A 24,429-nucleotide genomic window follows, 5' to 3' on the forward strand; every position below is an offset into this window, starting at 1 on the left:
GCCAAAAAATGTATAAATCTTACCGCTTGTTTGTTTAATTAATATAGGAATCTGATTTTGGAAAGTATTCCCCTGAGTAGCTTATTTATTGCTTTAGTTATTCTTTTAGTCTTATCCGCTTTTTTTTCTGGCTCTGAAACAGGGCTAATGTCCCTTAATCGCTACCGTATGCGACATCTGGCAGAACAAGGGCATCGTGGTGCAAAACAAGCTGAGAAATTGCTTGTTAAAACCGATGTGCTGTTAAGCCTTATCTTAATCTGTAACAATTTAGTTAATATTGCAGCCTCAGCCATTGCAACAATGATTGGTATGCAACTTTCTGGCGAAGCAGGCGTTGCTATTGCTACAGGGTTATTGACCTTTGTTATGTTGGTTTTCTCAGAAATTCTACCAAAAACAGTGGCAGCAATTTACCCTGAGAAAGTCGGTTTTTTTGCGAGCTATTTACTCACACCATTAAAACAGCTTTTAATGCCGATTGTGTTTTTGATGAATTTGATCATCAATGCTTTAATGAAATTACTACGGATTAAAAAGTCTGAAAAATCAGGGCTAAGTACGGAGGAACTTCGAGCGGTTGTGCTGGAAGCTGGGCGATATATTCCAAGCTCCCACCAAGAAATGTTGATTTCTATTCTAGATATGGAAAAAGTTACGGTGGACGATATTATGGTGCCTCGTAATGATATTGGTGGCATTGATATTGATGATGATTGGAAAGCCATTATGCGACAACTCACAGGGGCTGCTCACGCACGAGTTGTTATCTATAAAGGCAATATGGATAAAAGCGTGCTAGGAATGTTGCGAGTACGAGAGGCTTTTCGCTTAATGCTCGAACGTAATGAATTTACCAAAGAAATGTTGGTGCGAGCGGTAGATGAAGCTTATTTTATCCCCGAAGGTACACCTTTAACAACTCAATTAATGAATTTTAAAACAAATAAAGAGCGTGTAGGATTAGTAGTTGATGAATATGGCGATATTAAAGGGTTAGTTACTCTTGAAGATATTCTAGAAGAAATTGTTGGTGAATTTACAACATCAGCGGCTCCAACCTTAGCAGAAGAAGTAAAATTGCAATCGGACGGATCAGTATTGATTGAAGGCTCTGCTAATCTGCGTGATTTGAATAAATTATTTAACTGGAATTTACCTTCTGATGAAGTGCGAACATTCAACGGGTTAATTGTGGAACATTTAGAAAAAATTCCTGATGAAGACACGCAATTCACCCTCTTTAATTTACAGATTACGGTGCTAGATGTTGCGGAAAATATGGTGAAATTAGCACGGGTTGAACCAATCAGTAAGAATTAGAGACGAACTATTTTATTATTTGATGATCGCAAGCGGTCAGTTTGGCGAGAAATTTACAAATTTCTCATCGGAACAGACCGCTTGTTTACATTCTTATTTTGAACCTACCCGAACATTAAGGTAAAATCCCCCCTTATTTCAAATATAAAAATTCTAATGACAATGCAACTTACCCTTGAACAGATTTCTGCCCTTGCTAAAACAGATATGGATGCTGTTGATCAGGCTATTTTAGCTCAACTTAATTCAGATGTTTCCCTGATCAATCAACTGGGTTTTTATATTATCAGCGGTGGCGGTAAGCGTATTCGCCCCTTAATTGCAGTGTTGTCAGCCAAAGCGTTAGGCTATCAAGGACAAGAACATATTACCTGTGCAGCGTTTGCCGAATTTATTCATACGGCAACGTTACTTCACGATGATGTCGTCGATGAATCGGATATGCGTCGTGGAAAAGAAACAGCTAATGCCTGTTTTGGTAATGCGGCAAGTGTATTGGTGGGAGATTTTATCTATACTCGGGCATTTCAGATGATGACCAGTTTAAATTCTCTCCCTGTACTGAAGGTGATGTCTGATGCAACGAATGTTATTGCTGAAGGGGAAGTTCAGCAGTTAATGAATATGAATGATCCTAATATCAGCGAAGAAAATTATATGCAGGTGATTTATAGCAAAACAGCGCGTTTGTTTGAAGCAGCCACGCAATGTGCGGCATTAGTTGCAGGTGCAGATGCCGAACAAGTGAAAGCATTACAGATGTATGGACGCTATTTAGGCACGGCATTTCAATTAGTTGATGATATTTTAGATTACAGTGCTAATGCAGAAAAATTAGGTAAAAATGTGGGTGATGACCTTGCAGAAGGCAAGCCAACGCTCCCATTATTACACGCAATGCGTAACGGGAATGAACAGCAATCTGCATTGATCCGTGAAGCGATTGAACAAGGCGGAAAACGTGAAGCGCTTGATGAAATTCTTACTATTATGGCAGAACAAAAATCGTTGGATTATACAATGCAACGAGCCAAACAAGAGGCTCAAAAAGCCGTTGATGCAATCGCTATTTTACCAGAAAGTGAATATAAACAGGCATTGGTTTCGTTAGCGTATTTGTCTGTTGAACGTTCATATTGATCTTTTAACACTAGACATTCCCTCTTTTTTCGGATACATAATAAACAATTACATAACAAAAAATATTTCAATGATAGACCAACCAATTAAAAAGAAAACCCGTAAGGGAAAAGATCCTAATGCCCCTTTTGTGCGTGAAAAGTTAGAATTGCCAAATGGGCATAATAAATTACTATTGCATTCCTGCTGTGCCCCTTGTTCGGGGGAGGTAATGGAAGCTATTCACGCTTCGGGAATTGAATTTACCATTTATTTCTATAATCCAAATATTCACCCATTGAAAGAGTATTTGATCCGTAAAGATGAAAATATTCGTTTTGCAGAAAAATGGGGTATTCCGTTTATTGATGCTGATTATGATCGCCAAAATTGGTTTGATCGTGCTAAAGGAATGGAAGATGAGCCAGAACGCGGTATTCGTTGCACAATGTGTTTTGATATGCGGTTTGAAAAAGCTGCCGAATATGCTCACGAAAATGGCTTCCCTGTGTTTACGAGCTGTTTGGGGATTTCTCGCTGGAAAGATATGAACCAAATCAACGGCTGTGGACACCGTGCGGCGGAAAAATATGATGACGTTGTTTATTGGGATTATAACTGGCGAAAAGCAGGTGGATCTCAGCGTATGATTGAAATTAGTAAACGTGAGCGTTTTTACCAACAAGAGTATTGCGGTTGTGTTTACTCGTTGCGTGATACTAATAAATGGCGTGAAGCACAAGGTCGCCAGAAAATTGAAATTGGAAAGTTATACTATTCAGCAGACTAACAAGCGGTTATCTGCTTTTATGATGTATAACGAAAATTTGCGAGTAAAAGCTGTTACTTTACCCGATAATATGGCTATTGAAAACCAGAAATCAGATGCTCGTCTAGCCATTATTATACGCAATGAACAAGGTGAAATGCTCAGTCAAGGACAGGTAGGTTACTACGGTGATTTTGTCGTTTATGATTGTAGTCACACGGCAGAAAATGCTCGCCGTCAAGGCTATGTTTCTATGGTAATAAATTTATTAACACAAGATGCAAAAGAGCGTGGCATATCTAAAGGATTATTGTGTGCAAGTGAACAAGGACAATATCTCTATCAAGTATTAGGTTGGCAAACTATTGGACATTATTGCCGGCTAGTCAGAAAAGATTACGTAAGAAAATAATATACATTGAGTGTTTTCCTAAAATTAAGGAAGATAAATTCAAATTTTAAAATAGGATAAATAATGACTAAATTTGCAATGGTTTTTCCAGGACAAGGATCGCAAGCGGTTGGAATGTTAGCGGATCTTGCACCGCTTTACCCCGTGGTTGAACAAACTTTCCAGCAAGCCAGCGAGGTATTGGGCTATGATTTATGGGATCTAGTTCAAAATGGTACAGCCGAAGAGCTTGGACAAACACAACGTACCCAGCCTGCATTATTAACGGCATCGGTTACCCTTTATCGTATTTGGCAACAAAAATTCCCAGAACAGAAACCGTCAGTAATGGCAGGGCATAGCTTGGGGGAATATTCTGCCTTAGTGTGTGCAGGGGTATTAGATTTTCAAGAGGCTGTTAAATTAGTGGAACTGCGTGGTAATGCAATGCAATCGGCAGTGCCGGAAGGAACAGGTGCAATGTTTGCGATTATTGGGTTAGCGAATGAGTTAATTATTCAGGCCTGTGAACAAGCCCAACAGGAAACTGGCGAAGTGGTGTCTGCAGTAAATTTCAACTCTCCAGGGCAAGTTGTAATTGCAGGGACGAAAAAAGCCGCAGAGCGAGCGGGTGAGCTATGTAAAGAGGCAGGGGCAAAACGTGCATTACCTTTAGCCGTAAGTGTGCCTTCTCATTGTGCGTTAATGAAACCAGCGGCAGATCAGCTTGCAGAGGCTTTAGTGAACGTAACCTTTAATGCACCTAATGTGCCAGTGATTAATAATGTTGATGTTCAAGTGGAAACGAATCCAGCCGCAATTCGTTTAGCATTGGTGCGTCAGCTTTATAGCCCTGTTCGTTGGACAGAAATTATTGAAAAAATGGTTGAAGAAGGGGTAACAAATTTATATGAGGTTGGCCCTAATAAAGTTTTAACTGGGCTAGCAAGCCGTATTTCGAAAGAAATTATCGCTAAAGCGGTAAATGATGTAGTATCGTTAGAGGCTATCACATTTTAATTATTATATTTAAATAGTTTTTTATCAGGAGGGAAAGAATATATGCAAAATAAAATCGCATTAGTAACGGGAGCAACCCGTGGTATCGGGCGTGCTATTGCCGAAGAATTATCCGCCAAAGGTGTATTTGTTATTGGTACAGCTACGTCTGAAAAAGGGGCAGAAAGTATTTCGGCTTATTTAGGCGAACAAGGTAAAGGTTTAGTATTAAACGTAGCAGATGTTGAATCTGTTGAGTTAGTATTAGCGAGAATTAAAGAGGAATTTGGTGATATTGATATTTTAGTCAATAACGCAGGAATTACTCGTGATAATTTATTGATGCGAATGAAAGACGATGAATGGTTCGATATTATTCAAACAAATTTAACCTCTGTTTATCGTTTATCAAAAGCAGTATTGCGTACAATGATGAAAAAACGCTTTGGGCGTATTATTACCATTGGCTCAGTGGTTGGTTCAACGGGGAATCCAGGGCAAACAAATTACTGTGCGGCAAAAGCGGGTGTTGTTGGTTTTTCAAAAGCGTTAGCAAAAGAGGTTGCTTCTCGGGGAATTACAGTAAACGTAGTTGCTCCAGGGTTTATTGCAACAGATATGACCGATGAGCTTACTGATGAGCAAAAAAATGTAATTTTAAACCAAATTCCTGCGGGTCAATTAGGGCAGGCTAAAGACATTGCTAAAGCAGTTGCTTTTCTAGCTTCTGAAGATTCAGGTTATATTACAGGTGAAACTCTCCACGTTAATGGTGGTTTGTATATGAGCTAACAATGCAAGCGGTCTGATTTAAGCAGATTTTTGTAAAGTCAGTTTTATCGTTTAGCCTTGTGATTTAGCGTTTTTAAATATTTCTGCAAGGTGTTGTTGATAGCGTGTAGAGATAAAAATATATAATTTATTTGAGGTATTACTAATGAGTAAAAGTGTTTTAGTTGTTGGATTTATGCTCTTTGCCATTTTCTTTGGTGCAGGCAATCTTATTTTTCCACCCAAATTGGGTTTAGATAGTGGAACAGAGTTTTGGTCTGCTATTTCAGGTTTTGTTATTACTGGCGTAGGATTACCACTACTTGGTATTATTGTAGCGGCTTTCTATGAAGGCGGTTATAAGCAAATATTAAATCGTATTCACCCGTGGTTTTCTATTGCATTTTTAATGGCAATCTATCTTGCCATTGGACCTTTCTTTGCAGGTCCTCGTACAGGGGCTACTGCTTATGAAATTGCTATTTTACCTTTTTTAAGTGAGCCAAGTGCATTATCACTCTTCATTTTTAGTCTTATCTATTTTGCAATTGCTTTATGGTTAAGCTTAAACCCATCAAAAATGGTTGATCGCATTGGAGCCGTATTAACTCCAATTCTACTAATTGCAATTATTGTCTTAGTCGTTAAAGCCTATTTCTTGCTAACGGGTGATACTGTGGTATTAACCAATAAACCTGTAATGGAAAGCGCTTTTTCTAAAGGTATTTTAGAAGGCTATTTTACAATGGATGCTCTAGCTTCTTTAGCATTTTCAGTAATTGTACTTAATGCAATTAAAGCAAAAGTAACTAACCACTCAGCTTTAGTGAAACAAACTATATTATCTGGTCTTGTTGCGGCAGTTGCATTGGCGCTTATTTATATCTCTTTAGGCTGGATTGGCAACAATTTACCAATGAATGCGGAAACTTTAGCAGATTTAACGGCAAAAGGGCAAAATATTGGAACTTATATTCTTAATACAGCAGCAACCGAAACCTTTGGTGATGCAGGGCGTATTATGTTAGGTGTGATTGTATCTCTTGCTTGTTTAACAACAACCGTGGGATTGGCTGTTGCCGTAAGTGAATATTTCCACGAAATTTTCCCAAAAATTTCATATAAAACTTATGTAGTACTCTTTATCGTCATCAGTTTTGCGATTGCAAACCAAGGCTTAAGTGCGGTAATTAGCAAATCTGTTCCGGTATTATTAGTACTTTATCCAATTTCAATGACAGTAATTTTATTATTGCTCATCAATTTGGTGTTTAAGCTACCACTTTTAGCACAACGTTTAGCTATTGCATTGGTTACCATCGTCTCAATTTTATCTGTGATTGGTATTGAGGCTGTTGCAAATCTACCATTTAAAGAATATTCAATGGAGTGGTTACCGTTTGCGATTGTTGGCTGTGTAGTAGGTTATATTATTGCGAAAGCCGCGAAACACGCAGAATAATTAGTTAAACAAGCGGTCAGTTTTCTCATACTTTTTGCAATATGTTGAGAATAACTGACCGCTTGTTTTATGGAGATAATCAGAAATGCCTGAATTACCAGAAGTTGAAACGAGTGTGCGAGGAATTTTACCTTACCTTGTTGGGAAAACGATTGAAGCCGTTTGGGTACGTCAAAGACAGTTGCGTTGGCGAGTTAGCGATGAATTAGAGCAAATGGGCGGAGCGATTATTTTATCTATCTATCGCCGAGCGAAATACCTTATTTTTCATACAGAACGGGGTGATATTTTAGTCCATTTGGGAATGTCGGGTTCTTTAGGTATTTTAACTAAAGATCAGAAAAAGCCTGCGGGCAAGCACGACCACGTTGATTTGATAATGACAGATGGAACAATTTTACGTTATAACGATCCTCGTAAGTTTGGGGCTTGGCTTTGGGCAAAAGATGCAGAGTCTTCGCCACTCATTACAAGATTAGGCCCAGAACCACTTTCTGATAATTTTACAGGCGATTATCTTTACCAAAAAAGTCGAAATAAAACGGTTGCCGTAAAAAATTTTATTATGAATAATGCGGTCGTGGTTGGTGTAGGTAATATTTACGCTTGCGAATCACTTTTTATGGCGGGCATTCACCCAGAGTTTGCGACCCAAAATTTGACTTTAAAACAGTGTAAAAGGCTAGCTACTGTGATAAAAGACGTACTAACAAAAGCTATTTTACAAGGTGGAACAACACTAAAGGATTTTATTCAGCCAGATGGAAAGCCAGGCTATTTTGCACAAGTGCTACAAGTTTACGGGAGAAAAGGTGAAGCCTGCAACGATTGTGGCACGCTTATTCAGGCTAAAGTACTTGGACAGCGTAATAGTTTTTTTTGCCCTAAATGTCAAAAATTACCGAGGTAGTTTTATCTTCTAATAATGGCAGACGGTAAGATTGTTGGTAATCTTTATATAAAACAACCGCTTGTATTACAAGCGGTTTTTTTTATTGATAAATTATAACAGTTAAATGAGATTAGAGATTGTTCATTAGGCGAGAAATTCTGCCTGATTCAATTTCTTCATCACGAATGGTCATTATTTCACAGCCGTCTTTGGTTACTAAGATCTGGTGTTCATATTGTGCAGAGTGGCTACGATCTTTGGTTTTTACTGTCCAGCCATCGCTCATTGTACGGATCTCTTTTTTGCCTGCATTAATCATTGGTTCAATGGTAAAAACCATACCTTCTTGTAAAATTACACCGCTATCGTCAGCAAAATAGTGTAATACTTGTGGATCACAATGGAATTCTGCACCAACACCGTGTCCGCAGTATTCACGTACGACAGAAAAGCCTTCTTTTTCAACATAGTCTTGAATAGTTTTGCCAATCAAATTTAGGCGAATACCAGGTTTAACCACTCGTAATGCTTTATAAAGAGATTCTTGGGTAACTTCCATTAAGCGTTGATCACGTACGCTCGGCTCACCAACCACGTACATTTTTGAATTATCACCGTAGAAACCATCTTTAATAACGGTAACATCTATATTTACAATATCACCTTTTTTGAGTTTCTTTTCATTACTGGGAATACCGTGGCAGACTACTTCATTGAGTGAAATACAAGTCGCTTTAGGAAAGCCATGATAGCCTAAACAGGCTGGAATTCCACCTTGCACATTTTCAATATAGTCTTGGCAAATACGATCAAGCTCACCCGTGGTAATACCTTCTTTTACGTGAGGTGCAATCATTACCAATACATCAGAGGCTAATTTGCAAGCTGTGCGAATTTTCTCAATATCTGCTTGAGAATGGATTGGGATATTTTTCATCAATAATTTCTCATAGAAAATAAATGTAGGTGAATTATACCTTGTTTGGAGAGATAATTCAGTAAGTGATAACTAGGGAGTGTGAGTAGCTTATTACCAGTAATTTTGATAAACAAGCGGGCATTTCTCGAAAAAATTTGCACAAAAGGCGTTATTCCGACAAAATAACGCCTTTTATGCTTTCCGTAAAGGGTTAAATAAAGGAGTGTTATTTAGCTGGAAAGTCCTGACTTGTTATCAGAAAGAGATTTGAAATGTTACAAAATAAACCAGAGTTACTTTCGCCTGCGGGTTCGTTAAAAAATATGCGTTATGCTTTTGCCTATGGAGCGGATGCTGTTTATGCAGGGCAACCACGTTATAGTTTGCGTGTGCGTAATAATGAATTTAATCACGCTAATTTAAAAATAGGGATCGATGAAGCCCACGCATTGGGTAAAAAATTCTATGTTGTGGTGAATATTTCTCCGCATAATTCAAAATTAAAAACCTTTATTCGGGATCTTGAGCCAGTAGTAGCAATGAAGCCAGATGCGTTGATTATGTCTGACCCTGGACTAATTATGTTAGTGCGTGAACATTTTCCAGAGATTGATGTACACCTTTCTGTGCAAGCAAATGCAGTGAATTGGGCAACAGTTAAATTTTGGCGACAAATGGGGCTTACCCGTGTGATTTTATCTCGAGAATTATCTATTGATGAAATTGCAGAAATTCGTCAGCAAGTGCCAGATATGGAAATTGAAATTTTTGTACACGGGGCGTTGTGTATGGCATATTCAGGGCGTTGTTTACTATCGGGATATATCAATAAACGAGATCCAAATCAAGGTACTTGTACTAATGCCTGCCGTTGGGAATATCAAGTGGAAGAAGGAAAAATTGATGAGGTAGGGAATATCGTTCCTGCAAAGTTTGACCCTGCCCAACAAATTGAAATCAAAAATGTCGCACCAACCTTAGGGGAAGGAGAGAGTACCAGCAAAGTTTTCTTGCTGGCGGAAACGCAAAAACCTGATGAGCAAATGACCGCTTATGAAGATGAGCACGGTACTTATATTATGAATTCAAAAGATTTGCGAGCCGTACAATACGTAGAAAAATTAGCCCAAATTGGTGTACATTCATTGAAAATTGAAGGGCGGACTAAATCGTTCTACTATTGTGCAAGAACGGCACAAGTTTATCGTAAGGCGATTGATGATGCAGTGGCAGGAAAACCATTTGATGAGAGTTTGATGGATACGCTTGAAAGTCTTGCTCATCGTGGCTATACGGAAGGTTTTTTACAGCGCCATAGCCACGATGAATATCAAAATTATGATTATGGTTATTCAATTTCGGAAAAACAGCAATTCGTTGGAGAATTTACGGGGAAACGTAATGAACAAGGAATGGCAGAAGTTGCTGTTAAAAATAAGTTCTTATTAGGGGACGAAGTTGAAATGATGACACCAAAAGGCAATATTGTTTTTAAACTTGAGAGAATGTTGAATCGAAAAAATGAATCGGTTGAAGCAGGTTTAGGTGATGGGCATTTTGTTTATCTTGATGTACCAGCAGATGTTGAATTAGATTATGCATTGTTGATGCGTAATTTGGTGGGAAGTAATACTCGTAATCCGCATAAATCTTAGATTTTAGAGATAAAAAAACCGAGCATTTGCTCGGTTTTTTTATGTTTGAAATTAGCGACGTAAACCTAAACGTGCGATAGTTTCTGAATATTTAGCAAGATCGGTACGTTTTAAGTAGTCTAATAATTTACGACGACGTGAAACCATACCTAATAAACCACGACGGCTGTGGTGGTCTTTCTTATGCTGTGCAAAGTGTGTTTGTAAGTGGTTGATTTGAGCAGTTAAAAGTGCGATTTGCACTTCTGAAGAACCAGTGTCTTTTGCATCACGACCAAATTCAGCAACAATTTTTGCTTTTGTTTCTACACTTAGAGACATTTTTTACTCCTAAAAAGTAGTTAGTTTATATTCATCAATAGCCGATCTCTAATTCAGCTATGACACGAAGCTTCGAATTTTAAAGGCAAAGCCTATTTAGATCAATGCCTTTATTAACTTTTAAAAAAATTATTCGTGTTGATTCGTTTGATTAGTTGGTTGTAAGTACTCTTCCTTATTTGGGTCAACCGTTTTTGATTTCCGAATAATCGGTTCGATCGTTGTACCTTGTACTAAGATAGAGAACATTACCACAGAATAGGTCATCACTAGAATTAAGTCTTTGACATCGATTCCACTAACAAATGCTGTTTTTGCTGGGATTGCTAGCGCCATTGCAAGGGCTAAACCACCTCGCAATCCTCCCCACGTCATAATTTTTAAGGTAAATGGATTATAAGTGCGAAAGCGTTGTAAAATTTTAAATGGTACCCATAAGCTTGCATAACGGCATAAAAGGCAGATTGGAATAGCGATGACCATTAAAATAATGCCATAGATATTGAAATCAACTAGTAATAATGCAAAGCCGATGAGGAAGAATAGTAGGAAGTTTAAGAAGTGATCGATCATTTCCCAAAAGTGGTCAAGATAACGTTGGCTTTGTTCTGAGAAGCCTGAATGGCGAGTCCAGTTACCGATCATTATACCCGCAACAACCATTGCTAATGCACCTGAAACGTGAAGTACATTATTGGCTAACATAAAGCCAGCTGTTGGAATGGTAAGAGTAAGTAGAATTTCCATACTACCATCATCGGTTGAAGAAATGAGAAGATGAGCGATAAATCCAAGTACAAAGCCGAGTAAAATTCCCCCAATAGCTTCGTGCATAAATAAACCTAAAATCCCGCTAAAAGTGGCTTCTTGTCCACCAAATGCTACTGCAAAAACCGTAGTGAAAACAACTAATCCAACACCATCATTAAATAGGGATTCACCTTCGACTTGCATTGACAGCCTTTTGGGAGCCCGTAAATTTTTGATAATGGCGAGTACAGCGATAGGGTCTGTTGGTGAGATTAACGCCCCAAAGAGTACACAGTAAATGAAATCAATTGGTAAGCCAATTAAATGACTTGCTACGTAAAGGACACCACCGATGAAGAATGTGGAAGCCGTGGTAGAGAATAGAGCAAAAATTGTAATTTCCCATTTTTGATCTTTCATTACAGGGAGTTTTATCCCCAATGAACCTGCAAAAAGCAGGAAGCCTAAGATTCCATTTAGTAAAAAACTATTGAAATCAACTTGTTCCATTACTTCTTTGGCAACCGTGTCGATATTAAACCACCCGAGCCAACCAAAGAAGAGTAACGCTAATGAACCTACCATTGCTGATGCAGTAATTGCAATTGTAGATTGTACTTTAGCACTAATTTTGCTGGTAAAAAAACCTAATAAAATAGAAAGTGCAGACAGAAAGCAAATATAAGCATAAATACCCATACAGTATCCTTAGAAAGTATTGCAGTACGTTAAAGAATGTAAATTAAACCAAATTTTGCTTAAAAAATCAAAAATAACTGAGCATTAAATCAAATTGGCTAACTCACCGCTTTTTAAGTATAATCGCAAAAATTTTATCTTTTTATTTAGGAAAATTGCAATGATTGAAAAAATGCACGAGAAAACGAATAGTTTCGCATTTAAAGTTATTTTCAGCCTTGTTTCTCTTTCATTTGTGTTGGGGGGAATTGGTGGAACGTTGCTTGGTCAAGATACATCTGCCGTGAAAGTCAATGGTGAAGAGATCTCTCAACAAGCATTTAATGCGGCTAAAAATCGTCAACAAAATTTGTTAAATCAACAGTTAGGGGAGCGTTTTTGGGATGCATTAGATAACCCGGAATATGTCAAACAGTTTAATGATTCTATTTTAAATGAATTGATTGATAATGAACTACTACGCCAATATGCAAGTAGCCTTAAAATGGGTATTAGCGTAAATCAAATAAAACAAGAAATTGTTAATACGCCTAGTTTTCAACGAGATGGAAAATTTGATAACGCTCTCTATCAACAACTGTTAGTCAATAATAATTTAAGTGCGGATCAATATGCTTCAATCGTTAGTGAGGGTATGTTATTTTCTCAGCTACAAGAAGGGATTATTAACAGTGATTTTATCTTACCTATTCAGAAAGAGTTATTAGCTAAGCTGTTATTCCAAAAACGCACGGTGCGATTAGCAACTTATTCTGTTGCAAAAGAGATGGCAAATCAGACCGCTTCTAATGAGGAATTACAAGCCTATTTTGATACACACAAAACTTCTTTTATCAATCCAGAAAAATTTACTGTTGAATATGTATCAATTACGCCGAAAGACTTTGCAGATAAAATTCAGGTAACACAAGAACAGATCGAAAATTATTATCAAACGAATAAGGCAAATTATATTTCTCCAAGTGAAGTTAAGGTTGCTCATATTCAACTTGCTAATGAAGAAAGTGCAAGAACTGTTGAACAGCAATTAAAATCAGGTACAGATTTTGCAACTTTAGCAAAAGAAAAATCGTTAGATAAATTATCAGGTTCAAACGGTGGTGAATTAGGTTGGGCAAAATCAGGCACTTATCCAAAAGCCTTTGAAGATGCGATGAATACGTTGGCAGTGGGGCAGGTAAGTGAGCCAATAAAAGTAGATGATGGTTACTCAATTATCAAGGTATTGGAACGTAAAGAGAGTAAAGTTGTTCCTGTTGAGCAGGTTAAAGAGCAAATTACGGATATTATTCGTAATGAGTTAGCCACAGTAGATTACTCAAATATGGCAAGAGAGATGGCAAATAAAGCTTTTGAGAATAGTAGTTCTCTTGAAGCTGTAGCAGAATTAGCAAATACTAAAGTGCAACAAACCACAGAGTTTACTCGTGAAAATGTTCCACAAGAGTTAAATAATGAAAAAATATTAAAGGTATTATTTAGCGGTGATTTAAGCCAAACGGGGCAGAATTCAGATGCGATTGATCTAAGCGAAGGTAACCATTCAGAGACAATCTTTGTACGAGTAAGTAATTATAAGGCACAGAGTAATCAAACCTTTGATGAGGCAAAAAACGCACTTGAAGTTGCTGTAAAACGTGAAAAAGCAGAAAAAATATTGATGGCTAAAGCGCAAGAAGATGTTAAGGCATTAGCATCTGATAAAGCACACTCTGTGAACTTTGAACCTGCACAAACATTGGTATTTGCTCAAGCTCAAGTTACTCAGCCACTTTTGTCAAAATTAATTTTTGCAATGCCAAAACCAACGCAGGTATCGCAATATCAAGCAATGAAAAATAATGCAGGAGATATTGTAGTGGTTGCATTGGATAAAGTAGAAGATGGCAATTTAGCTGATTTCCAACAGCTTGAAAAACCATTTATTCAAACGGAACGAGCAACATTACGCAGCGATTTATTACAAGATTTGAGAGGACGAGCTAAAATTGAATTTAATGAAGAGTTTATCGGGCAGATGAACAATTCAGAAAAATAATATCGTCATCAAATAAATTGAAAACGCTTGTTCTGAAAGGCCCAAGCGTTTTTTATTGCTAAAATCAAGAGCAATAGCTATAAAAATCTCGGTTGCTGTGTTTTTTCTTTATAAACTGACCGCTTGTTAGTGTAAAAAGTTTGAATATTATCAAACTTTTGTCGGATTGTTGTTAAGTAGAAGACAGATTGCAATGGAATGTTGCTATTTTTTGATAAACTACTTGTACTTTACTGCAATTGTTGAAACGATTTTTTATTATTTTTTGAAGTGGATTTGAGGGGAAAGTATGAACCCAAGACGTAAATCAAGACTTAAAACTGTATTAGCTATTTTATCAGGAGTAGCTGTTGCAGCAGGGCTTACGCTGTATGCATTAAGTCAAAATATTGACCTATTCTATACGCCATCAGAAATTATTTATGGCAAGCAGGATAATCCTAATACTAAGCCTGAAGTTGGGCAGCGTATTCGTGTTGGAGGAATGGTGGTTGAAGGCTCGGTAAAACGGGATCAAAAAAGTTTAAAAGTCGAATTTGATTTACACGATATTGGGCCTGCAATTCAAGTGGAATATGAAGGTATTTTGCCTGATCTATTTCGTGAAGGGCAGGGTATTGTGGCACAAGGCGTTTTGATTGAACCAACTAAATTACAGGCAACGGAAGTGCTGGCAAAGCACGATGAAAATTATATGCCTCCAGATTTAAGTGAACAGATGAAGAAAAAACACCAGCCAATGGGCGTATCAGCAACTGATTTGAAAGAAGAATCAGAGCGTGATCGTCTCTATCAGGGAGAGCAGAAATGATTGCTGAATTAGGGAATTATGCCCTTGCATTAAGTTTAGCATTGTCAATTTTATTGGGGATCTTACCGCTTGTTGGTGCAGAAAAAGGCAATGCTACATTGATTTCGCTTGCTCGCCCAATAACGTGGGCATTATTTTTGGCGTTAAGTATTGCATTTAGTTCACTCTTTTATTTATTTGTTGTGAATGATTTTAGTGTGCAATATGTTGTGAATAATTCAAACACGTTATTGCCTTTAGAATACCGTTTAGCAGCAGTTTGGGGTTCCCACGAAGGCTCATTATTACTATGGATCTGGCTACTCTCTTTATGGAGTGTTGCGGTAGCTATTTTTAGCAGAAAAATGCCAGAAGAAGCGGTCGCCCGAGTATTGGGTGTAATGGGTATTGTCAGTATTGGTTTTATTATTTTTATTATTTTTACATCTAATCCGTTTGAGAGAACCTTTCCAGATTTTCCAGCAGATGGGCGAGAACTTAATCCGATGTTGCAAGATATTGGACTGATTTTTCATCCCCCTTTACTCTATATGGGATACGTTGGTTTTTCTGTGGCATTTGCATTTGCGATTGCATCGTTGATGACAGGACGGCTTGATACAGCTTGGGCTCGCTGGTCTCGCCCATGGACGATGGCCGCTTGGATGTTTTTAACGCTAGGCATTGTATTAGGATCTTGGTGGGCATATTATGAACTCGGCTGGGGTGGCTGGTGGTTTTGGGATCCTGTTGAGAATGCATCTTTAATGCCTTGGATTGCAGGCACGGCATTGATCCATTCTTTAGCGGTAACAGAAAAACGTGCGACTTTTAAGGCTTGGACGGTACTACTCGCTATTTTAGCTTTTTCACTCTGTTTATTGGGGACGTTCCTTGTTCGCTCTGGCGTATTAGTTTCTGTACACGCTTTTGCTTCTGATCCAACTCGTGGTTTATATATTCTTGCGTATTTAGCGGTCATTATTGGAGGCTCACTATTACTTTATGCTTATCAAGGGAATAAAATTAAAAGTTTAGATAATTACCAAACGTATTCACGAGAGTCAGTATTATTGCTAAATAATGTTATGTTAATGGCATTTTTATCTGTTGTATTACTGGGGACAATTTTACCGCTTGTTCATAAAGAAATCGGATTGGGATCAATTTCTATTGGTGCGCCGTTCTTTGATCGAATGTTTATGTTGTTAATGATCCCATTTGCATTTTTATTGGGAATTGGACCGCTTGTAAAATGGCGACGAGATCAATTTTCGGCTATTCGTACTCCTGTGTTTATTAGTCTTATTTTGATGTTGTTGTGTGGCGTTGGGTTGCCTTATTTATTTGGTAATTTAATTACGCTAAGTGCGGTACTCGGTACGATGATGTCAATGATTATTGTACTTTTAAGCCTATATGAACTTCATCAACGTGCGAGCCATCGTTCTTCATTTTTTACTGGGATAACAAAATTATCTCGCTCTCACTGGGGAATGATTTCCGCTCATCTTGGGGTGGCGATGACAGTTTTTGGTATTGCTTTTAGCCATAATTTTAGTATAGAAAAAAATGTGAGAATGAATATTGGTGATAGCGTACAAATTTTAGATTACAATTTTACCTTCAAGGGGCTTAAAGATAGCGATGGCGCTAATTATGTAGGTGGAACAGCAGAAATTGAAATTACTCAGCACGGAAAATATGAAGCGACTTTACATGCTGAAAAACGTTTTTATAATGTGAGTAAAATGGGAATGACTGAAGCAGCAATTGATTGGGGATTTACCCGCGATCTTTATGCTGCATTAGGTGAGCAATTAGAAGACGGTTCTTGGGGCATTCGTCTTTATTATAAACCGTTCATTCGTTGGATTTGGTTTGGTGGGCTATTTATGGTATTAGGCGGTTTGTTGTGTATATTGGATAAACGTTATCGTTTAAGATCTACGACAAAAGCGGTAGGATAGCCGAATTTTTAGCTTAAAAATTTACGGCTAAATCAAAATAATTTGAGTTGTATTTATGAGAAAGGTAAAGCAAATGTTAGAGAAAAACAGCAAAAAAAGTTGGCTAAAAGGACTTATTGAAAAATACAATGAACTTTGTAAGGATTTAGGCGTAGAGAATGGAGCTTGCCGTAGTTGTGTTCCAATTGTTAAATTTGATCCAAAGAAAGAAGGCAAATCTAATGTCGCCGAGAAAGAACTAAAGTGAGTATATACGATTATCTTGCTAAGTAATCTTATGTACTAAGATAGATAAAAATAAAGCGAGCCATTGGCTCGCTTTTTCTTAATTATTTATGCTAAATTTTCTAGAAATGCAGGTAAATTTTGTGCACCTACTTGTTGAGCCACGACTTCCCCATTTTTGAAAATGAGTAAGAAAGGAATGCTACGCACACCATATTTGGCAGGAATTTGTTGATGTTCATCAACATTCATTTTCACAATGCGTGCTTTATCACCTAATTCAGTAGCAAGATCATCTAATACTGGGCCAATTGCTCGGCACGGACCACACCACGGAGCCCAAAAATCTAGTAGTACAGGGACATCAGATTGTAAAACGTCTTGTTCAAATGTTGCATCAGTTGTATGAATGATATTAGCCATAGTTTTTCCTTATTTGATAAAAAGAGTTGCTGATATTGTAGCAATAAATACTTATGGATAAGTAAGATAGGGGTTTCTGCTTTACTTTTCAATAGCTAAAGATTGATTACTGTAATTATTAATTGTAATAAGGCTACATATTATTAAATAATCGTGAATATTTTGTTTTAGTAAAAATGAGAGAGCTTGTATACGTAATGTAAATTTATGCAATATTAAACATAACGTATTGAAATCTTAGTAATCGGGGCGCAAGTTTATTCCAGTTCTAATTGATTTTTATCTTAATATTCTTGGAAAATAATGAAAAAATTAACAAAATATCTCGCTTTTTTAGGGCTTTCTGTAATTGGCCTTATCTATTATTTTTACCCCGCTCAGTATCCTAAGTATGTAAGAAGTGATCACTATAATCCTGAAAAACAGAGTTTTTTCAATTTGATACCAGGAAAAAAAGTGGATAAAGGGGAAGTGCTAAGTGCTTTGTGGAAGATGATTTTTCATAAACATAAATTTATGCCATCAGAGCAGTTACCTACACAAAAGCCAAATTTTTCAGTTTTTTTAGATGATACGGAGCAGGCAAATTTTATTTGGTTTGGGCATAGTTCTCTGTTAGCAAGAATGGGCGGAAAGACAATTTTTATTGATCCTGTCTTTGCTCAGTCTGTTTCACCGCTTCCTATTATGATGCAACGTTTTCAATCCCCGCCTGCAAATTTAGTAGAATTACCACCGATTGATTGGATCGTTATTAGTCATAATCATTATGATCATTTAGATCGAGATGTTATTGAGTATTATAAATTGCAAAAAACAAGCTTTATCGTACCGCTTGGTGTTGGAGTGTTATTACAAAAATGGGGCATTGGGCCTGAGCGTATTAGAGAGCTAGATTGGTGGCAATCAACAAATCTAGGCGTATTAGAAATTTCGGCAGTACCTGCAAGGCATAATACTGGAAGAGGATTATTTGATAGTAATAAAACGCTATGGACAGGATATGTATTTAAAACATCATCAGAACAGTTTTACTATTCGGGCGATTCTTCTTTTGGTGATGGTATTCATTTCCAGCAGATCGCTCAACGATTTGGTAATTTTGATATTGCTTTTATTGAAAATGGGCAATATAACCAAACGTGGATTGATAATCATATGATGCCAGAGCAAACGGCAAAGGTTGCAAAGATTATTCAACCAACACGTTTTATGCCAATTCACTGGGGGGCTTATGCATTATCTATTCACGGCTGGAAAGAGCCTGTTGAACGGAGCGTGCCGTTAGTAAAAGAATATGGAATTGAAACTTTAACACCATTATTAGGCGAAGTGTTTAATCGCCAGACCCAAACGTTATTATGGTGGCAAGATATCAAATAATTAAGCCAAATTTCTAGCCAAATAGGGTTGAAATAGGTACAATCCAGTGCTTACGTTTTTTTAAAATACGTTTAAATACACTTTCGTGGAGAAAATTATGTCGTGGAATGAATCCGGCAATCAACAAGATCCTTGGGGTAAACCCGGACAGAAAAAGCCTGAACAAGAGCAAGGTTCGCCAAATTCAGAACAAGAATCAAAAAATACACAAAATAGCCAACAACCGCCTGATTTAGAAGAGGTATTTAGCAATTTATTGAAAAAAATAGGTGGTAAAAAAGGTGGCAATGGCGGTAGTTCAAATCAATTACCTTCTTTTTCAGTATCTAAATTTCTCCCACTGGCTGTTATTCTTGGTGGAATTATTTGGGGGGCGTCTGGTTTTTATACGATAAAAGAAGCTGAACGTGGTGTTGTGACCCGTTTTGGTAAATTGTACGAAATTGTACAGCCGGGTTTAAACTGGAAACCAACATTTATTGATGAAGTTATCCCTGTGAATATTGAACGAGTATTAGAGAAAAAAACCAATGGCTCAATGCTAACTCAAGATGAAAATATGGTACAGGTTGAGATGACAGTACAGTATCGAGTAGAAGATCCTGCAAATTATTTATTTAATGTTAAAGATCCTGACGATAGCTTAAAGCAAGCAACGGATAGTGCATTACGCTATGTGATTGGACATATGACAATGGATGATATTTTAACCACAGGACGTGCTGTTGTGCGTGAAAATACATGGAATGCGTTGCGTGATATTATTAAACGCTACAATATGGGATTAGTGGTTACTGATGTAAACTTCCAATATGCTCGCCCGCCTGAAGAAGTTAAAGCAGCATTTGATGATGCAATTAAAGCTCAAGAAGACGAACAACGTTTAATTCGTGAAGCAGATGCTTACGCCCGTGGGCAAGAGCCGATTGCACGAGGTCAAGCTCAACGTATTCTTGAGCAAGCAAATGCTTACAAAGAGCAAGTTGTGTTAAATGCGCAAGGGGAAGTTGAACGATTTACTAAACTGTTGCCAGAATATAAATTAGCGCCTGATATTATGAAAGAGCGTCTTTATATCCAAACAATGGAAAAAGTGATGAAAAATACACCGAAAATAATGATGGACAGTGCAAATAATAATCTAACTGTATTGCCTATTGATAAATTAATGACGACCAATAAATCATCATTAAATACAAATACTGAAATACCAGCACAATCTACACAACAAGTGGTACAGCCAACAGTTCCAGTGCCAGCTCAACAGCCAGCAGTAGTAGAGTCTGGACGTAAGGGGAGATTTTAATGATGCGTAAATTATTATTACCTGTTTTGGCAGTGATAGCTTTTGTTCTATTTCAGTCTCTGATTGTTGTTAAAGAAGGTGAGCGTGGCATTATGTTACGTTTCACTAAAGTTCAACGTGATTCAGATAATAAAGTTGTAGTTTATGAGCCAGGATTGCATTTTAAAATGCCAATACTGGATAGTATGAAGCGGTTAAGTGCAAGAATTCAGACTCTTGATGGTCAAGAAGATCGTTTTGTAACCAGAGAGAAGAAGGATCTTCTAGTAGATTCTTACGTGAAATGGAAAATCAGCGATTTTGGGCAGTTTTATACGGCAACAGGGGGTGATTATCAGAAAGCTGCCGATCTATTACGCCGTAAAGTGAATGACCGCCTACGCTCTGAAATTGGTAATCGTACGATCAAAGATATTGTTTCTGGTTCTCGTGGAGAATTGATGGCGGAAGCTCAGAAAGCGTTAAATGCAGGTGATGATGGTGCTGAAAAATTAGGGATTGAAGTTATTGATGTTCGAGTAAAACAGATTAACTTACCAAATGAAGTATCTTCCTCTATTTATCAGCGTATGCAAGCTGAACGCTCTGCCGTTGCTCGTGAACATCGTTCTCAAGGAGAGGAAAAAGCAGAATTTATTCGTGCAGAAGTGGATAGAAAAGTAATCCTCATTTTAGCAAATGCAACGAAAACAGCAGAACAGTTAAAAGGGGTGGGCGATGCACAAGCAGCAAAAATTTATGCAGATGCATTTAGCCAAGAGCCACAGTTTTATAGTTTTGTGCGAAGCCTGAAAGCTTATGAGCAAAGTTTTGAGGAAGGTAAAAATAATATGATGTTGCTTAAACCAGATAGCCAATTTTTCCGATTTATGCAAGCACCGACAAAATAATGAGATACAGACCCGATTTATCGGGTCTTTTTTATCTTAAATTTGTTTTATAAAAATATAAAAGGTAATACAAGCGGTAATATTAGTTGGTTTTTTGCAAATATTTTTCAACGTATTTATACATAGTTATTTAATCATAAGAGGCATTTTATTATGGGTAAAAGTGTAGCAATTCTTGGGGCTCAATGGGGCGATGAAGGAAAAGGTAAAATAGTCGATTTATTAACAGATCGAGTGAAATATGTCGTGCGTTATCAAGGGGGGCATAACGCAGGGCATACTCTCATTATCAATGGTGAAAAAACCGTTCTTCGTCTTATTCCATCAGGTATTTTACGAGATAATGTAACTTGTTTAATTGGTAATGGCGTTGTACTTTCTCCAGAGGCTTTGCTACAGGAAATGGGAGAATTGGAGTCTCGAGGTATCAATGTACGAGAGCGTTTAAAGATTTCTGAGGCTTGCCCGCTTATTTTGCCTTATCACATTGCAATGGATCACGCTCGTGAATCGGCATTAGGGAAAAATAAAATTGGCACAACAGGACGTGGAATTGGCCCTGCTTATGAAGATAAAGTGGCTCGTCGAGGTTTGCGTGTTAGTGATTTATTTAACCGAGAAAAATTTGCAGATAAGTTAAAAGCTATTTTAGATTATTATAATTTCCAACTGGTAAATTATTACAACGTTGAGCCAGTTGATTATCAAAAAACGTTGGATGATGTTTTTGTAGTGGCGGATACTATTCTAGGAATGGTGGCCGATGTAACAACATTGCTACATAAAGCTCGTGAAAATGGCGATAATATTTTGTTTGAAGGAGCGCAAGGTGCAATGTTGGATATTGATCACGGCACTTATCCATTTGTAACTAGCTCAAATACAACTGCTGGCGGTATTGCAACGGGTTCTGGTTTTGGTCCTCGTTATTTAGATTATGTTCTCGGGATTATTAAAGCTTATTGTACTCGAGTGGGATCTGGACCTTTTACCACAGAATTATTTGATGAAGTTGGTGCAGAAATTGCTCGTAAAGGTAATGAGTTTGGCGCTGTAACAGGTCGTCCTCGCCGTTGTGGTTGGTTTGATGCGGTAGCTGTACGTCGTGTAGTACAAATTAACTCAATTTCAGGTCTTTGTATGACAAAGCTTGATGTATTAGATGGCTTTGAAGAGCTTAAAATTTGTGTTGCCTATAAAATGCCTAATGGCGAAATTGTGGAATATGCGCCATTGGCAGCTGATGATTGGGAAGGCGTTGAGCCGATTTATGAAACCTTACCGGGATGGAGTGAAAATACTTTCCGTGTAACTAAATTAGAGGATCTACCTCGTAATGCTATTAACTATATTAAGCGGATTGAAGAAGTGTTAGGAATTCCAGTGGATATTCTTTCTACTGGTCCTGACCGCATAGAAACAATGATCTTGCGAGATCCATTCGCAGAATAATTTAGCTATTAAACGCATCGAAAGGTGCGTTTTGTTTTATTGTCTGAATGAAAGTGCAAAAAACAGCTCGGATCAGACCGCTTGCTATGATAAACATTTCTGCCTAAGAGTGAAATTGTGTAGAATAGTGAAAACTTTTAATCTTAGATTCAGAGGAAAAGAATGAAAAGAGTAGTAATTACAGGTCTAGGACTTGTTTCAAGTATTGGTAACAATAAAGATGAAGTATTAGCTTCATTGCGTGAAGGTAAATCGGGTATTGAATTTGTTCCAGAGTTTAAAGAAATTGGTATGCGTAGCCAAATTGCGGGAACGATAAAATTAAATCCTGCAGAGTTGATTGATCGTAAAATTTATCGTTTTATGGGTGATGCGGCTGCTTATGCTTATTTAGCAATGAAAGAAGCAATTGATGATTCGGGCTTAGCTGCTGACCAAGTTTCTAACGATCGTACAGGGCTAGTTATCGGTGCAGGAACTGGGTCTGGCCATAGCCAGCTAGTTGCTTGTGATGCAGCTCGGGGGCCTCGTGGCGTAAAAGCGATTGGGCCTTATGCGGTAACAAAAACAATGGCATCAAGTGTTTCAGCTTGTTTAGCTACTCCTTATAAAATTCGTGGCGTAAACTATTCTATTAGTTCTGCCTGTGCAACTTCAGCACACTGTATCGGGCATGCAATGGAATTAATCCAATTAGGCAAACAAGATATTGTGTTTGCAGGGGGAGCAGAAGAGCTTTCTTGGGAATGTGCGACTGAATTTGATGCAATGGGAGCGGTTTCAACAAAATATAATGATACACCAACAAAAGCATCTCGAGCTTATGATCAACATCGTGATGGCTTTGTTATTGCAGGCGGTGGTGCTGTCGTTGTGGTTGAAGAGCTTGAACATGCTTTAAAACGTGGTGCGAAAATTTATGCTGAAATTGTGGGCTACGGTGCTACATCTGATGGCTATGATATGGTGGCACCAAGTGGTGAAGGGGCTGTTCGTTGTATGCAACAAGCGTTGGCTACGGTTACAGGTGATATTGAATATATCAATACACACGGCACATCAACACCTGTGGGTGATGTGAAGGAGCTAGGAGCAATTCGAGAAGTTTTTGGTGAGAATGGCCCTGCAATTTCATCAACTAAATCAATGACAGGCCATTCACTGGGAGCGGCGGGTGCTCATGAAGCGATCTATTCATTATTGATGTTAGATAATAATTTTATTGCACCAAGTATCAATATTGATACGTTAGATGAAAATGCCGTTGGGTTAAATATTGTTACTGAACGTCAAGACAGAGAATTAACAACGGTAATGTCAAATAGTTTTGGCTTTGGGGGAACGAATGCAAGTTTGATCTTCCAAAAATATAAAGGTTAATTTTTATTAGGTAAAAAACGTGGGATTCCACGTTTTTTGTTATTATTATTTACGGAGAATATGATGAAAGTTAAATTATTAATTGCAACAGCGTTGATGGCAATATCAACTTTTACAACGGCAAACGTTATGATGGAGATGTTCCAAATGGGACGTGAGGTGAGCAGTTTATTAAAGGCGGACTCGTCAGAATCATTTCAACAAGGGGCGGAAAAATTTTTAGTCGCAGCGAAAAAAGCACAAAAAATGATGCCATCAAGTATCGATGAAGACGATCAAGAAAAATTTAAAGGCTACCAAAAAGGTATGCAAGAAGTGATTGATGAAGTAGAAAAAGCAACAGAACTGGCTAAAGCAGGAAAATTAGATGAAGCGAAAAAGTCAGTGGAAAAAATACTAATCTTGAAGAAAATGTATCATTCGGAGTACAAATAATTTGGTAAAAACACCGCTTGTTAGAAATAGATTATTTGTGGAATGAACAAGCGGTAGGTTTCTTACC

At 37.6% G+C, this 24,429-nt stretch carries 23 protein-coding genes; 19 read left to right on the top strand and 4 right to left on the bottom strand.

Translation table 11 applies throughout. From position 1 onward, the window contains the following. Positions 1 to 57: 57 nt before the first annotated feature. The 8 genes from A6B43_RS05745 (at position 58) to mutM (ending at position 7,744) form a co-directional block, all read left to right on the top strand. Positions 58 to 1,323, top strand: a complete 1,266-nt coding sequence (locus A6B43_RS05745; protein ID WP_124211224.1) for an HlyC/CorC family transporter — start codon at positions 58 to 60, stop codon at positions 1,321 to 1,323. A 156-nt stretch (positions 1,324 to 1,479) separates the two neighbouring features. Beyond that, positions 1,480 to 2,463 carry an octaprenyl diphosphate synthase gene (gene ispB / locus A6B43_RS05750; RefSeq protein ID WP_124211223.1) on the top strand — a complete coding sequence of 328 codons (984 nt, stop codon included), beginning with the start codon at positions 1,480 to 1,482 and terminating at the stop codon, positions 2,461 to 2,463. A 70-nt stretch (positions 2,464 to 2,533) separates the two neighbouring features. Then, entirely contained in the window at positions 2,534 to 3,232 is a 699-nt protein-coding gene (locus A6B43_RS05755) for an epoxyqueuosine reductase QueH (RefSeq protein ID WP_124211222.1), read from the top strand. Further along, the gene (locus tag A6B43_RS05760; RefSeq protein ID WP_124211221.1) at positions 3,204 to 3,623 is read left to right on the top strand and encodes a GNAT family N-acetyltransferase; all 420 of its coding nucleotides are present in this window, start codon (positions 3,204 to 3,206) and stop codon (positions 3,621 to 3,623) included. The genes A6B43_RS05755 and A6B43_RS05760 overlap by 29 nt, the downstream gene beginning before the upstream one ends. Before the next feature lie 63 nt (positions 3,624 to 3,686). Continuing rightward, positions 3,687 to 4,622, top strand: coding sequence for an ACP S-malonyltransferase (fabD, locus tag A6B43_RS05765; RefSeq protein ID WP_124211220.1), 936 nt, complete (start codon positions 3,687 to 3,689; stop codon positions 4,620 to 4,622). Between the two features lie 42 nt (positions 4,623 to 4,664). Next, positions 4,665 to 5,393, top strand: coding sequence for a 3-oxoacyl-ACP reductase FabG (gene fabG / locus A6B43_RS05770; protein WP_124211219.1), 729 nt, complete (start codon positions 4,665 to 4,667; stop codon positions 5,391 to 5,393). A 145-nt stretch (positions 5,394 to 5,538) separates the two neighbouring features. Next, positions 5,539 to 6,834 (top strand): branched-chain amino acid transport system II carrier protein, encoded by a 1,296-nt coding sequence (gene brnQ, locus A6B43_RS05775; RefSeq protein ID WP_124211218.1) that lies wholly within the window; start codon positions 5,539 to 5,541, stop codon positions 6,832 to 6,834. A gap of 85 nt (positions 6,835 to 6,919) precedes the next feature. Next, positions 6,920 to 7,744 carry a bifunctional DNA-formamidopyrimidine glycosylase/DNA-(apurinic or apyrimidinic site) lyase gene (mutM, locus tag A6B43_RS05780; RefSeq protein ID WP_124211217.1) on the top strand — a complete coding sequence of 275 codons (825 nt, stop codon included), beginning with the start codon at positions 6,920 to 6,922 and terminating at the stop codon, positions 7,742 to 7,744. Positions 7,745 to 7,856: 112 nt separating this feature from the next. Here mutM and map read toward each other — a convergent pair whose 3' ends face one another. Continuing rightward, entirely contained in the window at positions 7,857 to 8,663 is an 807-nt protein-coding gene (gene map, locus A6B43_RS05785; RefSeq protein WP_124211216.1) for a type I methionyl aminopeptidase, read from the bottom strand. 254 nt (positions 8,664 to 8,917) lie between these two features. Between map and trhP the strand changes: the two genes are divergently transcribed. After that, on the top strand, positions 8,918 to 10,300 hold the full coding sequence (trhP, locus tag A6B43_RS05790) for a prephenate-dependent tRNA uridine(34) hydroxylase TrhP (protein WP_124211215.1): 1,383 nt from the start codon (positions 8,918 to 8,920) through the stop codon (positions 10,298 to 10,300). Between the two features lie 51 nt (positions 10,301 to 10,351). Here the strand turns inward: trhP and rpsO are convergent, their stop codons facing one another. Together rpsO and A6B43_RS05800 are read right to left on the bottom strand one after the other, a co-directional pair. Next, positions 10,352 to 10,621, bottom strand: coding sequence for a 30S ribosomal protein S15 (rpsO, locus tag A6B43_RS05795; protein WP_124211214.1), 270 nt, complete (start codon positions 10,619 to 10,621; stop codon positions 10,352 to 10,354). A gap of 129 nt (positions 10,622 to 10,750) precedes the next feature. Then, on the bottom strand, positions 10,751 to 12,070 hold the full coding sequence (locus tag A6B43_RS05800) for a cation:proton antiporter (protein WP_124211213.1): 1,320 nt from the start codon (positions 12,068 to 12,070) through the stop codon (positions 10,751 to 10,753). 160 nt (positions 12,071 to 12,230) lie between these two features. Between A6B43_RS05800 and A6B43_RS05805 the strand changes: the two genes are divergently transcribed. The 4 genes from A6B43_RS05805 (at position 12,231) to A6B43_RS05820 (ending at position 17,115) form a co-directional block, all read left to right on the top strand. Then, positions 12,231 to 14,108, top strand: coding sequence for a SurA N-terminal domain-containing protein (locus A6B43_RS05805; protein WP_124211212.1), 1,878 nt, complete (start codon positions 12,231 to 12,233; stop codon positions 14,106 to 14,108). Between the two features lie 289 nt (positions 14,109 to 14,397). Continuing rightward, positions 14,398 to 14,919 carry a cytochrome c maturation protein CcmE gene (gene ccmE / locus A6B43_RS05810; protein WP_124211211.1) on the top strand — a complete coding sequence of 174 codons (522 nt, stop codon included), beginning with the start codon at positions 14,398 to 14,400 and terminating at the stop codon, positions 14,917 to 14,919. Next, entirely contained in the window at positions 14,916 to 16,868 is a 1,953-nt protein-coding gene (locus A6B43_RS05815) for a heme lyase CcmF/NrfE family subunit (RefSeq protein ID WP_124211210.1), read from the top strand. The genes ccmE and A6B43_RS05815 overlap by 4 nt, the downstream gene beginning before the upstream one ends. A 73-nt stretch (positions 16,869 to 16,941) precedes the next feature. After that, on the top strand, positions 16,942 to 17,115 hold the full coding sequence (locus tag A6B43_RS05820) for a DUF5363 family protein (protein WP_170152431.1): 174 nt from the start codon (positions 16,942 to 16,944) through the stop codon (positions 17,113 to 17,115). Between the two features lie 86 nt (positions 17,116 to 17,201). Here A6B43_RS05820 and trxA read toward each other — a convergent pair whose 3' ends face one another. After that, the gene (gene trxA, locus A6B43_RS05825; RefSeq protein WP_124211209.1) at positions 17,202 to 17,516 is read right to left on the bottom strand and encodes a thioredoxin; all 315 of its coding nucleotides are present in this window, start codon (positions 17,514 to 17,516) and stop codon (positions 17,202 to 17,204) included. Between the two features lie 303 nt (positions 17,517 to 17,819). Between trxA and A6B43_RS05830 the strand changes: the two genes are divergently transcribed. From A6B43_RS05830 to A6B43_RS05855, 6 genes are all read left to right on the top strand, one after another. Then, on the top strand, positions 17,820 to 18,899 hold the full coding sequence (locus tag A6B43_RS05830) for an MBL fold metallo-hydrolase (protein WP_124211208.1): 1,080 nt from the start codon (positions 17,820 to 17,822) through the stop codon (positions 18,897 to 18,899). Between the two features lie 97 nt (positions 18,900 to 18,996). Then, entirely contained in the window at positions 18,997 to 20,205 is a 1,209-nt protein-coding gene (gene hflK / locus A6B43_RS05835) for an FtsH protease activity modulator HflK (RefSeq protein ID WP_124211207.1), read from the top strand. A 2-nt stretch (positions 20,206 to 20,207) separates the two neighbouring features. Then, positions 20,208 to 21,095, top strand: a complete 888-nt coding sequence (gene hflC / locus A6B43_RS05840) for a protease modulator HflC (protein WP_124211274.1) — start codon at positions 20,208 to 20,210, stop codon at positions 21,093 to 21,095. Positions 21,096 to 21,248: 153 nt separating this feature from the next. Then, a complete protein-coding gene (locus A6B43_RS05845) occupies positions 21,249 to 22,547 on the top strand; it encodes an adenylosuccinate synthase (protein WP_124211206.1) in 1,299 nt (432 codons plus the stop codon). Positions 22,548 to 22,709: 162 nt separating this feature from the next. Next, positions 22,710 to 23,927: a beta-ketoacyl-ACP synthase I gene (fabB, locus tag A6B43_RS05850; protein WP_124211205.1), complete on the top strand. Its 1,218-nt coding sequence runs from the start codon at positions 22,710 to 22,712 to the stop codon at positions 23,925 to 23,927. Positions 23,928 to 23,987: 60 nt separating this feature from the next. Beyond that, entirely contained in the window at positions 23,988 to 24,362 is a 375-nt protein-coding gene (locus A6B43_RS05855; protein ID WP_124211204.1) for a cytochrome b562, read from the top strand. The last annotated feature ends 67 nt before the right edge of the window (positions 24,363 to 24,429 follow it).

Origin of the sequence: Vespertiliibacter pulmonis (assembly GCF_013377275.1) — a bacterium.
GTDB lineage: Bacteria > Pseudomonadota > Gammaproteobacteria > Enterobacterales > Pasteurellaceae > Vespertiliibacter > Vespertiliibacter pulmonis.

Excerpts from the sequence above, each read along its gene's own strand:
- ispB (WP_124211223.1), top strand. The coding sequence starts at position 1,480 with ATGACAATGCAACTTACCCTTGAACAGATTTCTGCCCTTGCTAAAACA.
- A6B43_RS05755 (WP_124211222.1), top strand. The coding sequence starts at position 2,534 with ATGATAGACCAACCAATTAAAAAGAAAACCCGTAAGGGAAAAGATCCT.
- fabD (WP_124211220.1), top strand. The coding sequence starts at position 3,687 with ATGACTAAATTTGCAATGGTTTTTCCAGGACAAGGATCGCAAGCGGTT.
- fabG (WP_124211219.1), top strand. The coding sequence starts at position 4,665 with ATGCAAAATAAAATCGCATTAGTAACGGGAGCAACCCGTGGTATCGGG.
- brnQ (WP_124211218.1), top strand. The coding sequence starts at position 5,539 with ATGAGTAAAAGTGTTTTAGTTGTTGGATTTATGCTCTTTGCCATTTTC.
- mutM (WP_124211217.1), top strand. The coding sequence starts at position 6,920 with ATGCCTGAATTACCAGAAGTTGAAACGAGTGTGCGAGGAATTTTACCT.
- map (WP_124211216.1), bottom strand. The coding sequence starts at position 8,663 with ATGAAAAATATCCCAATCCATTCTCAAGCAGATATTGAGAAAATTCGC.
- trhP (WP_124211215.1), top strand. The coding sequence starts at position 8,918 with ATGTTACAAAATAAACCAGAGTTACTTTCGCCTGCGGGTTCGTTAAAA.
- rpsO (WP_124211214.1), bottom strand. The coding sequence starts at position 10,621 with ATGTCTCTAAGTGTAGAAACAAAAGCAAAAATTGTTGCTGAATTTGGT.
- A6B43_RS05800 (WP_124211213.1), bottom strand. The coding sequence starts at position 12,070 with ATGGGTATTTATGCTTATATTTGCTTTCTGTCTGCACTTTCTATTTTA.
- A6B43_RS05805 (WP_124211212.1), top strand. The coding sequence starts at position 12,231 with ATGATTGAAAAAATGCACGAGAAAACGAATAGTTTCGCATTTAAAGTT.
- ccmE (WP_124211211.1), top strand. The coding sequence starts at position 14,398 with ATGAACCCAAGACGTAAATCAAGACTTAAAACTGTATTAGCTATTTTA.
- A6B43_RS05815 (WP_124211210.1), top strand. The coding sequence starts at position 14,916 with ATGATTGCTGAATTAGGGAATTATGCCCTTGCATTAAGTTTAGCATTG.
- A6B43_RS05820 (WP_170152431.1), top strand. The coding sequence starts at position 16,942 with ATGTTAGAGAAAAACAGCAAAAAAAGTTGGCTAAAAGGACTTATTGAA.
- trxA (WP_124211209.1), bottom strand. The coding sequence starts at position 17,516 with ATGGCTAATATCATTCATACAACTGATGCAACATTTGAACAAGACGTT.
- A6B43_RS05830 (WP_124211208.1), top strand. The coding sequence starts at position 17,820 with ATGAAAAAATTAACAAAATATCTCGCTTTTTTAGGGCTTTCTGTAATT.
- hflK (WP_124211207.1), top strand. The coding sequence starts at position 18,997 with ATGTCGTGGAATGAATCCGGCAATCAACAAGATCCTTGGGGTAAACCC.
- hflC (WP_124211274.1), top strand. The coding sequence starts at position 20,208 with ATGCGTAAATTATTATTACCTGTTTTGGCAGTGATAGCTTTTGTTCTA.
- A6B43_RS05845 (WP_124211206.1), top strand. The coding sequence starts at position 21,249 with ATGGGTAAAAGTGTAGCAATTCTTGGGGCTCAATGGGGCGATGAAGGA.
- fabB (WP_124211205.1), top strand. The coding sequence starts at position 22,710 with ATGAAAAGAGTAGTAATTACAGGTCTAGGACTTGTTTCAAGTATTGGT.
- A6B43_RS05855 (WP_124211204.1), top strand. The coding sequence starts at position 23,988 with ATGATGAAAGTTAAATTATTAATTGCAACAGCGTTGATGGCAATATCA.